Below are 15,148 nucleotides of genomic sequence, written 5' to 3' on the forward strand. Positions count from 1 at the left end.
TCGAGCTTTTGCAGAGTGTGATTACAGCTGGAAACTAAGAAAAAGAATGATGATAAAATAATAGATTGAGTAAAGTGATTTATGTGCATAATTTGAGATGTTGTAAGTGTAAATATTTATTTCTATCTTGGACTTAAGAGATTATCTTGTTCGTAAGCTACACAATAAACAGTAGTTTCACTCATTTGTGTTCAAATCGCACCTACTCAGCCTGCATCACATGTGTGCCGAGTATCTTTCAACAAATCACTCTTAATCCCAGCTGGTGTTAATGCTGGGAGAACATATTTTTCAGAAATTTCATCCACTTTGTACTCTTCATCATGGTTTTCGTCAAGCTCACTCAAACCTGTCAGGTGGTGAAAAAATCTGCTGTAAAGTGCCCATACCCACAGAAATGAAAATATTCCCATTTTTAATCGATGGTGCACCCAGAATCGTTCAATCTGGTCGTTTTGGAAACGGATTTGGTTGTTGAGGAAATTGTTTAGGTGGCTGTTTTGGAAATGGCTGTTTTGGTGGGCCGAAGCCACCCGGACCAAAACTGAAACCTTTGGGCTGATAACCTGGATGATCGCTGGTCAATTGTTTCTGAATGGATTCTAATCTTTGCTTCACAAATTCACCCACAGGTGGGGCCTTCTGGAAGCCGGGCATGCTGAACGGGGATTCGCGTCGCTGCCGCATGGCCTGCAATTCTTTTTCCAGAATCGGCTGCACCGTGGCTTCAAAATCTTTCACATGCTGCAATACAATTTTTTCTGTAAATCCTTTCTGTAGAACATCTTGCAGCAATTCCAGATACTTTTTCGGCATGTCCGGCAGTGCCAGTAATCGATCCGTCAGGCGGTTCTGCACATACGGTTTTCGCACGCTCAGATCCGCCTGCTGGGTGGGGCTGCCGAAAAAGGCAAAATTCCCCAACGACAGGTCGGTATCCCACGGCACAAAATGAAACTGGTTACTTTCAGGGTGCAGGTACAGGTAATAATTGTGGCCGTTGGTGAAGAAGCTATCCAGATTCGCCGTTACGGCAGTGGTGGCCAGAAAACGCAGGTAGCTTTCCACATCCAGAAACTTGCCAATTTGTGCCGCAAACTCCTGATCGCTGCCACGGTTGACCAGTTTCACAAACTCAATCAGGCGTTTCTGTTGTGCGTCCTTCGCTTTTCCTTTCGGCTGGTAATTCTTTTCGTATGGCTCCCACTGTTCGCCAAGATAATCGAGACTCCGCACCCGTTCCGGCTTGAACAGTACCCCCTTGTCGGTGCCGAAGTGCTTACGCAGAAAGGGTTTATTCACTTGTTCTGTCATCGTGTAACAGCCCAGATACAGATTATCGAAACGACCAGGAACATTCAGACGCACTTCCGCAAAACAGGTTTGTGGTGCGGGCACTCCCACGTCGCGATACGTCTGATAGCAGAGTGCTTCGCGAATTTTGGATGGATCGTGCACCCCACAGTGCAGGTTGATTTTTTTCAGGCCGAACAGGTGCTGGTCATCCACAAATTCATCGAAATCGATTTTAAACGACCTTTTCAAGCCGTTGGCGGTCGCCAGATACGTGGAATTGCCTTTGTAACGAATCGCCACATCGCCTGCGGTGCGGTCGTTGATGGTGACTTTCCCACGTGCGACCGGAAAATCGGTGCCAAACACCCCACGATGGACTTCGCGGTCACCTTCTTTGGGTGGCACCACAGGATTCGGCCTGGGTGTCATCGGAAACCCACCAAAGCCGCCAAATCCACCGGTACGTGGGGGTTGCATCGCATCGTATTCTTTTGCCGTCAGCTCAATCTGGATCTTCGCCACGTGCGTCGGCTGCCACTGCCATCTGTTTTCGGCAGGTTCGGCCGCATCAATCCCGGCGCAGTTACCAATCAGCACACAAACCAAGGCGATTTTGTCAACTATGTGCATATGCAACAACCTGTGCCGTAGATCAGAGCGGGACGGCAACCACTTTAATGAGTACTGCCAGCCCACGTGGTGGACCGGCATCCTACCAGACTGGCACAGAAATGTGAAGATTTCATGAAAACACTTGCTTGATCTTGCCAACTACTAAGCTCCGGATGGGAAAATTTGAAAAATGTGAAGTTTTTTTCATTGAAATAATCCCACCAATCGGGTAAATTTCCACAAACGTAACTTCCCGTCTTACACGAGTTGATTTCTCCCCAGCTCAGGTGGGGGGTTCTTGCGCCCTGCTGCTCGCGATTTACACCTGGAGTTTTATGAAAGATTTTCTGGCTCATGTGCAGCGCACTTTGGACAATTGCTGCAAATTCCTGGTACGGAAACCTTCGAAACGATCTCGTTTTTTTCAACTGAACCTGGAAACGCTGGAAAGCCGTGTCAACCCCCACGTGGATTTTGCCTATGGCATGTTCACGCCGGAAGAGATTGAATATTACGAAAGCATCCCATTCGATTCTGCAAACAGCACCAAAACACCGAGGCCAGATGGTGATGGCTCCCACGTCACGGGGCAAACGCTGACCATCGTACTGGACTTTAAGTCGAGTGCGCAAGGTACCACGTTTGATATTTTTAATAATGGTGTCGGTGCGTTCGATGTTACTGCATTCGGTTTTGCAGCCAATCAGTTTAACCTGGTTACCAATTCAATCCTGGCTGAAGTGGAATCAGATTATTTTGAAGAACTGGTTGGCACGGTTGCCGGTCCGGAAGCGTTTGACTTGGCGATCGACTTCATCATCGGTGACATTGGCACCCCACCGCCTGGGGTATCTGAATACTACTTTGTGCAGATTGGCAGTGGCGTCAGCGGAACACACGGTTCCAATCCTGGCATCCTCGGTGTTGCGGGTGGCAGTACCGTCAGACGCTCAAATGGTAGTAACGGCTCCATCTTTGGAATTGAAGTCGGTGATGTAGTCGGTTCCATTTTTACGGATCATATCCGAAACCTAGGTGGCCTGACACCTTCAAATGCGTTAACAAGCGGTAACCTTGGATTTACCACGTTTGCCGTTGCAGGTACCACTTCCCACGAGATTGGCCACACGCTGTCACTTTCTCATGTGAACAATGCAGGTTCCACCCAGGCAGTGGGTGGCACATCGCCAATCATGGGAACAGGCGCAATTGATCTTTTTAATCAGGCTCGTATTCAGGATCGTTCATTCACGCTTTCTGGGCAAGATGGCGAAAATGGCAATCAATCTGTTGCCCACGTTCAACAGTTGGTCAATGCCGTTGGATTGCACCAATTTAACGTCGCACCGGTGGTGAATAACCAGACATTCGGCATCAATGAAAACAGCACAAACAATACCTTAGTGGGTACGGTAGTTGCTACCGATGCGAATACGGGAAACACCAGTAGTTTCAACAATACATTAACTTACTCCATCCAGGGTGGTAATACCAACGGTGCTTTTTCGATCAATTCAACAAATGGCCAGATCCGTGTTGCCAATTCGGCTGCACTGAATTTTGAAGCATTGACTCAGTTTCAATTGACCGTGCAAGTTGCAGATGGCCTGAATGCATCTGATACAGCGACGATCACAATCAATGTGAATGATGTCAATGAAACACCTATTCTAGACGATGATTCATTCGATCTGGCAGAAGACAGCCCGAATAATTTTCTGGTAGGCACCGTGCAAGGCACCGATCCAGATAACGACAATCTGACCTATACGATCACTGCAGGGAATGATGACAGCATCTTCTCGATTAACGCCAGCTCTGGCGAGATCCGTGTTGCTGATAACAGCCTGCTCGATTTTGAAACCACCCCCACATACAACCTGACGGTGCGTGCCACCGATGATGGTACAGGCAACCTGTTTGATACTGCCACGGTTACGATTAACGTTCTGACGGCCAATGACCCTCCGACGATCGACGATCAGACGTTTGATATTGATGAAAACAGCCCGAACAATGCAATTGTTGGGGATATTGCAGCCACTGACCCCGATGTAGGCGACAACCTGACCTATGCCATTCTTTCCGGCAACGAAGCCGGTGCATTCACCCTGAATACCACCACGGGCAGACTGACCGTTGCAAACAGCAGTCTGTTGAACTTTGAAGATACCACACAGTTTGAGTTGGTCGTTCGTGTCACCGATACCGGGAATCTCCAGGACACTGCGACAATCACGATCGATGTCAATGATCTGAACGAAGCCCCGGTGGCGGTAGATGACACCTTTTCCGTAGCTGAAAACAGTTCTTTAAATACGATTGTGGGAACGGTGACTGCCACCGACGAAGATAATGGGCAGACATTGTCCTATGCCATTACATCGGGCAATACAGGCAATGCGTTTTCGATTAATCCCACCACAGGCTTGATTCGAGTAGCCACTCCTCCGCGATTGATTTTGAAACTGCTGAGGTTTTCAATCTGGAAGTGACCGTTACCGACAATGGCACAGGCAGTCTGACCGATATCGCAGAGATTACAGTAAATGTGCAGGATGGTAACGACCCGCCCGTCGCCAATGATGATACCTTCACGATTGACGAAAATCTTCCGACAGGAACCGTTGTTGGTACAGTAGATGCCAGTGATAGCGATGTCAGCCAGTCACTGACTTACGAAATCACCTCCGGGAATACTGGTGGTGCGTTTGCGATCGACTCTGCAACCGGGGAAATTACCGTTGCGAACAGTGATGCGGCAGATTTCGAAACGACACCCAGTTTCACACTGACCGTACTCGTAAGCGACAATGGCACACCTGTACTGTCCGATGAAGCCACCATTACCATCAATCTGAACGATATCAACGACCCACCTGTCATTGCCAATCAATTATTCAGTCTCTTTGAAGGCGCTCTCGATGGGACAGTTCTTGGCACTGTGGTGGCCACCGATCCGAATGCGGGCCAGACCCTGACCTACAATATCGTCTCTGGTAATGAAGCGGGCATTTTTGCACTGGATAGTAATTCGGGCGAGTTGACACTGGTGGATGCTGCTCAGATCGATTTTTATGCAACCGTACAGTACCAGTTAATCGTTTCGGTGACGGATGATGATGCACTGAATCCGTTTACGCGACAAGCCACGATCACCATTTCGCCGCCGACGGTGCTGCACGGTGGGGAAGGGGTGATCGATCTGTCGGACATGATTCCCACACCTTCAGGTACGGTGGAATACACGGTCACACTGGTGGATCCGTTGTTTGCCATCAAGCAGCAATATGGTCTTACGAATCCAGAGTTGCCCAACACTTTCAACCTGCGTGGGGCACAGGAAAAGTACTTCCTCAGCACCAATGGTAGTAATCCTCTGGGTGCGGGCTACTACATCCTGATGCCGAACAATGCCCTTTACGCCTGGCGTGGGACAATTGCACTTTCGATTGCGAACCCACCAGTGGCGGATTTTAACAGTTATCCGTACGGGCAGCCTGGTACCACTTCTGTGTACGATCATCCCGCACTGCTGACCGGCGCGACAGGTAATCCTCTGGCCGTGGGTGCCAACCCATTGGTGGAATTGAAGGAAAAGTATGGCTTCAAGACGCCAGCCCACAGTTTTAATTTCCAGGGGGCCAAGGAATATTACCTGACCAGTTCCAACAACAGCAATCCGGCTGGATTTAACTACTTTGTGCTGTTACCGAACAATACGCTGATCAAGTTCAACGGCGTTTCTGCCACCGGTGGGACGTTGGTAGCAGACTTCACCGCACTGGGCCTGGGTGATGTTTATGCCAATCCTTCCCTGTTAACGAATGCATCGTTGTCACTGATTCCTGGCCTGACAGCGAATGTGGTCAATGATGAATTGACTCTGAGCAGTGCCCAGCTTCGACCGTACAGTGCAGGTGACGGTGCTGGCCGATGATGGCACCACCACCGCCGAAAAAGAGTTTACCTTTACAGTCAACAATACCGCACCGTCCATTGGTGCGGTGAGCAATCAGACGCTGAACCACAATGTGGACAGCCTTGACCTGACCTTGCCCGTCACCGATGGCGATCCTGATACCGCATTACGGCAAATCCAGGTGCAGGCCGAAACCTATAACCCGCTGTTCGACCTGAAGACGGAACTGGGGCTGGTCGCACCATACGCTTACAACTTCTTTGGTCAGCAGGAATGGTGGTTTGCCAGCACGAACGGCAGTAATTCTTCTAATGGCGGATACTACGTACTGTCGAATGGGAATCGGTTGTTTGCGTATGATGGTGTTTCATTTGCCACCACGATCCAGCAGACTCCCGTGGCAGACTTCAATCTGGCACCTTACAACAACCCGACTGTAACAAACAATCCCGCTCAACTGTTCAATGCGTTACCTGGTTCCCCTGCAACAGTTTACGTCAACCGTGGGGCTTTGTACGATGTGAAGTTGCAATTCGGATTGACGGCTGCACCATACACGAAGAACGCCTTTGGTCAGCAGGAATGGTGGTTTGCCAGCACCAATGGCAGCAATCCGCTGGGAGGCAAACTCTTCTTTTTAATGCCAACCGGTCAGCTTTACGCGTGGGACGGTTTCCAATTCAACACCAGCCTGGCACGTGGGCCGATCGCCAGCCTGGTGGGCACGGGTGCGTACGAAGACCCCAGCAAGTTGACGCAGGCTCGCCCACAATTTATTGAAGATGAATTGTTTGAATTGAAAGACCGATATGGCCTGACGAAAGCCGATTTCGGCTTCAATATTCGTGGGCAGCAGGAAAAATACTTCATCAGCACCAATGGCAGCAATCCGCAAGGTGCGGGCTACTACCTGCTGATGCAGAACGGCGATCTGCTGGCCTGGCGTGGGACAATTGAAAGCAGTGTTCTCGTAACTAACGTCGGTGTCGATGTTTACGAAAATCCTGAAAAGATTTACGCCAACAGTGGGCAGGTCAGTGCGATTGTGGCCACCAGCAACGGTGCCACAGGCGATGTGAATCTGAACCCCCACGTGGCGTTCACGGGTGCGGTGAAAATCACCACCACCCTGAATGACGGTGCGGCAAGCGGGGATCAGGAATTCATTCTGACCGTGCCGAATCAGGCACCCACCTTGCAGCCGATTGCCAACGTCTTTGGCACTTCGGCAGCGGGGACCACAACCGTAAATCTGGTACCTGCTGATGCGGACGGCGACCAGATCACTCTGCTTGCGCAGGTGCTGCCATACAGCCAGTTATTCCAGGATAAGACCCGCCTTGGGATCACCAGTGGTGCGTTCGGCCTCAACACTCGCGGCTTTAATGAGAAATACTTCATTAATAATCTGGGGCAATACTTTATTCTGGCATCTAACAATCGCTTGTATGCGTGGAACGGCATTGATTACCTGACCACCGTGGCCCAGACACCCGTGGCAGACTTCAACGACCCCATTTACGGTGGGGCAAATGTGTACAATTCACCGGAACTTCTCAGTGGGGCCACCGCACCGACAGCCCCACCGGTGACGACCAGTATCACGAACAACATTCTTACTTTGAACTGGGATACGAACTTCGCAGGTAACTTCCTGGTAACAGTTTACGCCACCGACGGTAGCAGCACGGTGGTGCAACGGATTCTGGTCACTATTGGCGATGTTACCTGAGATACTGGGCACTCATTTTGTTCTCATTTTTCGAAAAAGTGATTACTTTCCATTTTTCAACTTGACAGCACTCCACGTGATGAAGTAACTTTAATTTACCTCTCTGTTACGTTCATTTGATCTGTTGGACTAACCATGAAAAACGTGGTGCTATTTTCCTGCTTCATTTTCCTGCTAAGTGGCTGCAGTTCCAGTGAATATAAAACAGTCCATGGCACCGTTACGCTCAAAGGTGTCAAGCTGGACCAGGGCTACGTGCGATTTATAGCTCAGTTTGAAGGGGGAACTGAAGCGGGAGCACCCATTACCAATGGCGAATATTCTGTACCCGAATCTGCAGGGATGAAGCCCGGAATCTACAAGGTGATTTTGACCTCAGGTGAACCAGGCACCGTTGCAGATCAGGCCCCAGGTGATAGTTCCCAGGTTGTGAACAAGGACCGTTTTCCTGCGGAATGGAATACCCAATCGCAGAAAACAATAGAAGTTACGGCAGGCGGCCCAAACAAATTCGATTTTGCCGCACCGTAAAGTATTTCATTATCTCATTTCTGGAGAGGATCATGATCCAAAGACGCGGCTTTACCCTGATTGAGCTATTAGTGGTAATTGCTATCATCGCCATTTTAATTGGCTTACTGCTGCCTGCAGTGCAGAAAGTTCGTGAAGCAGCGAATCGCTCAAAATGCTCGAATAATTTGAAACAGATCGGCATTGCGATGCATTCGCTGAATGATACCGAAGGTACCCTGCCACCCGGAACGGGTGCTTCGGGCTGTTGCTGGGGTACCTGGCAGGTGCTGATCCTGCCTTACATCGAACAGGATAACATGTTCCGTTTGTATCAGAACTGGGGTGGGAATGATTCGACTGGTCCACGGTATGGTGGGGCCCCTAATACAACCAACGTTACCACAAAACGGATCCCCACCTTAACCTGTCCGTCCGATACTCCCAATGCACCGATTGGTGGGATCACCTCGCACAATTATGCAGTGAATTATGGGGCAACTTCTTACGCACAGCCTGCCACCCTGAACGGCGTGCAGCATTTGGGAGCACCATTCAATAACAACAACAAACGAGTGAAATTAACTGACATTACCGATGGGTCCAGCAACACAATGCTGGTGGCAGAAGTACTTCAAGGCCGTAATTCGGATTTACGTGGCTTCACCTGGTGGGGCGATGCCTGTCAGTTTACAGCATACAACGGTCCGAACAGCAGTTCGCCGGATGCAATTTATACGGCGGGCTATTGTGTGAACACTCTGCCCAGCCTGCCTTGCACCGTTTCTACCGCAACTTATCCGACCATGTTTGCTTCCCGCAGCCGGCATACCGGTGGAGTACAGGCAGCCATGGGCGATGGCAGCGTTCGCTTTGTGCGCAACGCCATCACGATTTCCACCTGGCGTGCGATGGCCACCAGCCAGGGTGGGGAAGTTGTTACCAACGAATAAGTTCTTTTTTTTGACCTCATTGAATTTTCATTAGTTTTTTCTCATCTTTGACAGTTTTACCTGTTTCGCCCAGCATCCTTAATATCTTTGTACATTCTGCTACTTGATCTTGACGAAAACAGACAGTTGCGAGTAATAGCCACCATTGTCCGTATTCGGGCGGGGGAAGTGGGGAAATTACAATGCACCGCAAGATAAATGTTGCCATCGGGCAGTTGTTTCTATGCTGTTGGGGCACAACAGTGCTGGCTCAGGCACCTGTAGCACCGACGGCAAAACTGGGATTACCACAACCAATCCCCAAAGAAAGCAACTTACCAGCAACGCCCCGTGGTCAGGCACCAGACAGCCTGTGGGATGAAGAATTGCCGCCGGCGAAGCTGGGCACGATTCGTGGCACCAGCCCAGCTGACAATTCCGTGAAGGCGGCATCCAGCAAAGGGACGCCAACCAGCGAATCCCGATTGCCTCCTGCCACCTTCAGCGATATCGATAATCCGCCCCCATTGCCGCCACCGCCTGGAAGTTTTAACGATGGCCCCACATTGGGTGCACCTTCAAACGATCCGGGCGGCTTTCGTCAGATGAACCCCGGCGATGATCCGTATCGCAGTGCGAATAATTTCGATCGCTTATCCAACCTTTTTGGTGGTGGAGTGGGGCTCGATCCGCAGGAATGGGACCGCAGGAAAGTCACTTTCCAAAGCGACCACGATTTTCCGTGGCTATCTTCGCCACTGAGCAATCCGTTCATGGCAGAAGACCCACGGTCACTGACAGAAATCAGACCGATGTTTCTGTACCAGACGATCCCCGGCAGCCAATACCTGCTGCGTGGGGGCAATGCGGTGTTTTTCGGTGGTCAGGCACGTCTGGCGTTTACCGAACGAATCTCAATGATAGTCAACAAAATCGGCTGGCAATCGTTTAATCCGGGAACCGGCTCCACGTTAGGTGGGGCGACTGGCTTCACGGAACTGCATTTTGGGCCAAAGTTTGTGCTGATTCGTGACCCACAGGAAAAAGTGATCTCGTCTCTCGGTTTGACCTTTCAACTGCCCATTGGTTCATCCGCGGTATACCAGAACACCGGCAGCCTGACATTAATGCCATATTGGTCGTACGCACGTCAGATTTATCAATCGGTTTTTGGTGGTGTGGGATTGATCAACAACGTGGGCTATGCATTTGGTACCAGCGATGCCCGCAGCGACTATTTCTTTAACTCGTTCCATCTGTCGCTGGACCTGTTCGATCAGCACAATATTTTCCCCACGATGGAAATCAACTGGTTTCACTACACCACCGATGGCACCACTGTGCCGGAAACCTTCGAAGCCCGCGATCTGGGTAACCTGGGTGCTCAGGCAGCCAGCCGAGATTTTCTGACCATCTCTCCTGGCGTGCGGTTCCGCATGAACGAAGGGATCTTTCTTGGTCTGCACACCGAGTTTCCTTTATTGGGTACTCGCGACCTGCTTGACTTCCGCTTCGGTGTCGACCTGATCTGGCGGTATTAAACTGGCAGTATATCTAAGAAGTAGAACCTACAAAAAAATTGTTGCTAATTAATTAACCTGCGGTAAACCCTGTTGAACAGCCAAAGCAGGCAGAAGATTAGTGGGATCGACAGCAATTGCAACGAATTCAATTTGTTTTCCAGCATCAGAAAATACAGATCAGTCATCACTGAGGCTGGGGAAAGATCATCTTCCAGCAGATCTGCTCGAAATGAAGCCGCACTTCGGACAGTAATCATGAGACCAGCAGTAATAGAGATCAGCAAATATCGCTTAAGGGTGGGGTTGATTTTCAGATGGATTTCGCCCTGTGTGGTGCCGCTTGAGGTATGCACGAGATAATCTGTGTGGGTCGCCCGAGTCAGAAGCGGGCTTTCTACCACAGTCACTTTGAAAACCCAATTTTTTCCCTGACGTTGCCCTTTGCTGAATTCCACCTCGCCTGGGATGCTGAAAACTTCGACTTCTGTTGCTGTGGGGTCATTCGGCTGAATGGAAAGGCTGTAGGTGTATTTTGGCCCACGCACGTTGTAGTAGCCGTAATCGGGCTGGATTTCTCTGTTCTTGGGCAGTTCTTTCCACTGAATCAGATCTTTCGTCAGTGAACGTGGCTCCATAAAGCGATAAATTCTGGCAGTGTTGCGGTTTGCCGATATCGGCTGAATCGCGTTGTGAAATTCCTTCTGGATGATGCTGTCATTGATCTGACACTGCACCTGGTAGTGCAGCACAGCCCCATCGACGATGAAATCGATCGTTTCTTCCCCACCGATAGGGAGTTTCTGAATCCGATGGACCGTGCTGCCAGAAAGAACCGATTCTTTGTTCAAAACAGTAATCTGGATATTTTCCAGTGGCGTGTGGCCGATGTTTCGGACTGATAGTTCAATTTTGGTCCCCAGATCGTACTCGCAGATGGTTTCCAGTTTTGTTTCAATCAGTGTGGCAATATTTGGAATGACTTGAAGGGGATTTGGAGACAATGGAATCAAAGCCTCCAGTTTATCATCATTTTCTGGGGTTGCCTGAATTGCAAAATGTTGAAAGTCAGTTAACAGAGGTTGAAGGAAATTAGCAATTACAGTGTGGTGATAGGATTCTCCAGGTCGAAGATTGATTTCAGAAGTTTGTGAAGATCGATCGAATTTTACCAGAAACGGCTTTTGGTAATTGATTGGTCGAATCAGATACTTACAAGGTGATTCTGAAGAACAAGTAACTTCCACTGTAATTCGAAGTGGTTCCCCCACTGCAATAGTGGGTTGGGGGTTCAAATGGTGAACGGTCAAGTGCTTGTTCACGATGTTGCCTCTGAATCGGTGACTTCAGAACCCGCATCAGTTTTAACACGTTGTTTCAGTTTTTCCTGAGAATGCTTCAGCAATTCACCCAGATAAGTCTGGTCAATTGTAGTTTGCAGAAGCTGCTCGAATGCGGTTACGTAGGCGGGATCATTTTCTGCTACTTCCGCAGCTTTGTCTGCCACATGAATCAGTGAAAGGAAGATTTGTTCGATTTCGATTTTGCAGGAGTGGGCAAAAATCTGAGAACTGTAGTTATGGGGAATATCCGGATTCCAGGGCTCTGGACGGAGCAGCCAAAGAAAGTTCTGGTTCTTGTGGGCATTTTTCAGCAGTTGATCGATGATCCTTGGGACTTCACTCGTATAGTTTCTGCCGAATCGGGCAATATTCACCTGAATTGACCTGGAACCACTGCTCAATTCCATAGTCAATTGCAGACAGGGGATACTATCTAAATTGATTTGTGTGATATCTGTCAGAAAAATATTGTGCTGTAGTTTAAGATAATTATTCAGTCGATCCATCAGCGACTTCAGTGTATCGAGATGTTTTGAAGTGTAGTCGTATGATTTGATCACTTCGTTATCTTGATTCAACTGATTCAAAAAGAAGCGGTAGTCGTGCAACGGTTCAAAAGTTTTTTGCTGTAGTTTCTCAAGGAACTTTTTGTGCAGGATTTCCAGAGACAATCGAATCGGTTTGTTCCCAGCCTCCAGCTTAACTGAATCTATAGTAAAAGGCAGAAATGGGTTGGCCAAACTACGGTATTTATCAAGCACGATTGGATCGTGTGCCAGCCACCCTTCGCATCGCCGTCGATACAAATTCAGTAGTTGTTCCGGGTTCGGTAAACGAAGTTCAAAATCACTGGTTGCGATCATCCGATCTCGGAATTGCCTTTCTAGCGTACCGAGATACCTGTCCCTTAACAGATTGGTCATCGTAAACACAATTACCAAGTTGCTCATCGAATTGTAAAGTTCGCTCAGTTGGGCAAAGAACTCCCGCCATTCCAATTCACTTTCAAACAATTCAGCGCGACCTTCGGTTTGATCGAAAGTCAGCAGAAAGGTGATTGGTTCGCATGGCTGGGTTTCTGAACCCAATTGACGGGACACTTCACCAGAAAACAGATGGGCCAGCAGTTTCACCGCTTCGGTGCGGGTGTAATCCTGGCTTAACTCTTCAGTAATACCGAAACGAGATTTGAAATACTGGTCGGGATTGGTGCCACGAAACCAGTGCAGCACATGATCCCGCTCACTGATTAGGTCGCCTTCGTTGTTAAAGAGATAAGAAACCAGAATTTTCATTACATAGCGGTGAATTGGATTCGATCGTTCTGCAAGAAACCGGCTGGCGATGTAATCCCCCAGTCGTTGTTCGTCGAAATAATTGAACAACGCAGGATCGTGGGACTGGCAAAGTTGTTTGAGAGTTGTTGAAGACACCCGCCCGAAAATTTTTTTCCGAAACCAGTTTTTGCTGCTTTGCAGATACAATTGATATCCGGGGGTCTCCAGTAGAATCTCAATAGCTCGAAAACCGATGGTCCGGATTCGCTGTAACAGCGGGTGATCTTCCGTGGGTGCGGGAGCCGTAAGTGCCTCGATCACCCAATCCAGCAGTCGACCTTCAAACTCGCTGATTTTCCAGTGATTCGACCCACCCATAAAGATGTAGCCAAGATTCTGCTGCAGTTCCGGATTGCGGTAGGTGTTCAGCAGGTGGGTCTTGCCCGTGCCAGGCCCACCGGAAATCAGAATCACTTGAGAACCTTTTCTGCCAGAACGGACATCTTCAATTGTTTCGTTTAGCCGACGGCGGATCTCCATTTGCAGATCGGCGATATCAAAACTGGCTTGATTAGTAACCTGGTGGTGCGTGGCGACTTTCGCTTCAAACGGCGAACTATTACCCAGTTTGCCAGTTTCAACGCACAATTCTTTGAAAACTTTGAGAAGTTCCAGCTCTTTCAGTGGGGTGTTCAGGGCGTCCATTGTGCTTACTTCCAAATGATGTAGTAAAAGAGATAGCCATCTTTTTCGATTGCCAGTTCTTTGTCTTTGGCTTCATGCACTTCATTCAAAACGTGGAGTTCAATCTTCCACGCCTTATCCAGTTTATCAAGTTCGTTGTGAAATTCTGCCACAGTCAGGTTTGGCACTTCTTTCTGGGCCTGGAAGTATAAACGGCGCAGTTCCACCCTTCGTGATTGAAACTGCCAGAAACGACACAATTCTTCGTAAGCTTCTTTCAGGACAGTACTTAGGTCGCGTAGCGGTACGGCAGGTTCCGCTGGAGAAGCAGGAACTTCTAGCGGCAATGGCTGCGTCGCTTTGGACAGTTCCGGTTCAGTTGCTTTGGGCTTTTCCTGCGGCGCCTTCACCGCAGGTGGGGAACCACCCAGGCTTTCCGCTAATTTTGCCAGCACCGATTCCAGATTGACACCACAATCCGATGAGAGTTTTTTAATCGATTCTTCGATTTTCTTCAGTGCACCAGCAACTTTCTTCTCTTCATACCACTCTGGCACTTTCGGTGCGGTTTTGCTGTACTTACCTTTGCCCACAGCGAAGAGCACTTTTTCATCCAAATACTTCTGCAAAATATCTGGGAAAGCAGCTTCTTCCGCTTCGGTGGCTTTCGCACCAGGTTTTCCAAGTTTTGCTTCACCCACCACAGCATCGTCTGCCAACGCTGCGATAAGGTCTTTTACCTTGTTTTGCAACAATTCCACCGGATCAGGTGGGGCCTTTTTGCTGTACTTACCTTTGCCTACTTCAAAGAGCTGCTCTGCCTGTTTCATTTCTACAATAATCTGCTGAAAGGCTTCAACCACCTCCGGCGTGGCTTTCTTTCCAGAAGGTTTCCCCAGGTCCTTTTCGGAGAAGGTGCCTTCATCTGGCAACTCAGCGTATTTCTTTTTCAGATCGGACTCCAGTTTTTCTCTGGCTGTTTTCGGACGGGTGGTGCTGTATAGCGGTTCTTTGTCGGAGTGAATAAACAGCCTGCCCCCATCGACCGCTTCCTGCAACGCACGTCGTAAATCTTCCTCAGTGTAATCACCTTGTTTTTTGGCAGTACCAAAATCGACTTTGGGGACAGCTTTGCTTAGCGAGGCTTTAATTTTTTTGAATGGCAGCGGTTCGGGGCTTTCGGTAATCACCTGCAGGATCGACGCAACAAATTGTGGGTTCTGGTGATTGCCTTCTAGTTCAGACATTCGCGATTCTCCTTGTATCTTTCGGCCGCATTTGATTGCACGGAGGTTTTTGGTGGGATAAGAATGCCAATTG

At 49.0% G+C, this 15,148-nt stretch carries 10 protein-coding genes; 6 read left to right on the top strand and 4 right to left on the bottom strand.

The genetic code is table 11. From position 1 onward, the window contains the following. Positions 1–441: 441 nt before the first annotated feature. Entirely contained in the window at positions 442–1,926 is a 1,485-nt protein-coding gene (locus R3B84_16450; protein ID MEZ6142153.1) for a CotH kinase family protein, read from the bottom strand. A 317-nt stretch (positions 1,927–2,243) separates the two neighbouring features. On the opposite strand from R3B84_16450, the gene R3B84_16455 reads away from it, so the two are divergent. The 6 genes from R3B84_16455 (at position 2,244) to R3B84_16480 (ending at position 10,545) form a co-directional block, all read left to right on the top strand. Then, complete coding sequence (locus tag R3B84_16455) at positions 2,244–4,403, top strand: cadherin domain-containing protein (GenBank protein MEZ6142154.1); 2,160 nt, start codon at positions 2,244–2,246, stop codon at positions 4,401–4,403. Further along, the gene (locus R3B84_16460; protein ID MEZ6142155.1) at positions 4,400–5,848 is read left to right on the top strand and encodes a cadherin repeat domain-containing protein; all 1,449 of its coding nucleotides are present in this window, start codon (positions 4,400–4,402) and stop codon (positions 5,846–5,848) included. Before R3B84_16455 ends, R3B84_16460 begins: the two co-directional genes overlap by 4 nt. Then, complete coding sequence (locus tag R3B84_16465; GenBank protein ID MEZ6142156.1) at positions 5,802–7,562, top strand: hypothetical protein; 1,761 nt, start codon at positions 5,802–5,804, stop codon at positions 7,560–7,562. The genes R3B84_16460 and R3B84_16465 overlap by 47 nt, the downstream gene beginning before the upstream one ends. A 135-nt stretch (positions 7,563–7,697) precedes the next feature. Then, complete coding sequence (locus R3B84_16470) at positions 7,698–8,093, top strand: hypothetical protein (GenBank protein MEZ6142157.1); 396 nt, start codon at positions 7,698–7,700, stop codon at positions 8,091–8,093. Positions 8,094–8,125: 32 nt separating this feature from the next. After that, positions 8,126–9,025, top strand: a complete 900-nt coding sequence (locus tag R3B84_16475; protein MEZ6142158.1) for a DUF1559 domain-containing protein — start codon at positions 8,126–8,128, stop codon at positions 9,023–9,025. A gap of 182 nt (positions 9,026–9,207) precedes the next feature. Then, entirely contained in the window at positions 9,208–10,545 is a 1,338-nt protein-coding gene (locus R3B84_16480; GenBank protein ID MEZ6142159.1) for a transporter, read from the top strand. A 44-nt stretch (positions 10,546–10,589) separates the two neighbouring features. Here R3B84_16480 and R3B84_16485 read toward each other — a convergent pair whose 3' ends face one another. From R3B84_16485 to R3B84_16495, 3 genes are all read right to left on the bottom strand, one after another. Continuing rightward, the gene (locus tag R3B84_16485; protein ID MEZ6142160.1) at positions 10,590–11,528 is read right to left on the bottom strand and encodes a hypothetical protein; all 939 of its coding nucleotides are present in this window, start codon (positions 11,526–11,528) and stop codon (positions 10,590–10,592) included. 314 nt (positions 11,529–11,842) lie between these two features. Beyond that, on the bottom strand, positions 11,843–13,849 hold the full coding sequence (locus R3B84_16490; GenBank protein MEZ6142161.1) for an ATP-binding protein: 2,007 nt from the start codon (positions 13,847–13,849) through the stop codon (positions 11,843–11,845). Positions 13,850–13,854: 5 nt separating this feature from the next. Continuing rightward, complete coding sequence (locus tag R3B84_16495) at positions 13,855–15,075, bottom strand: hypothetical protein (protein ID MEZ6142162.1); 1,221 nt, start codon at positions 15,073–15,075, stop codon at positions 13,855–13,857. Between the last annotated feature and the right edge of the window lie 73 nt (positions 15,076–15,148).

Source organism: Zavarzinella sp. (assembly GCA_041399155.1).
GTDB lineage: Bacteria > Planctomycetota > Planctomycetia > Gemmatales > Gemmataceae > JAWKTI01.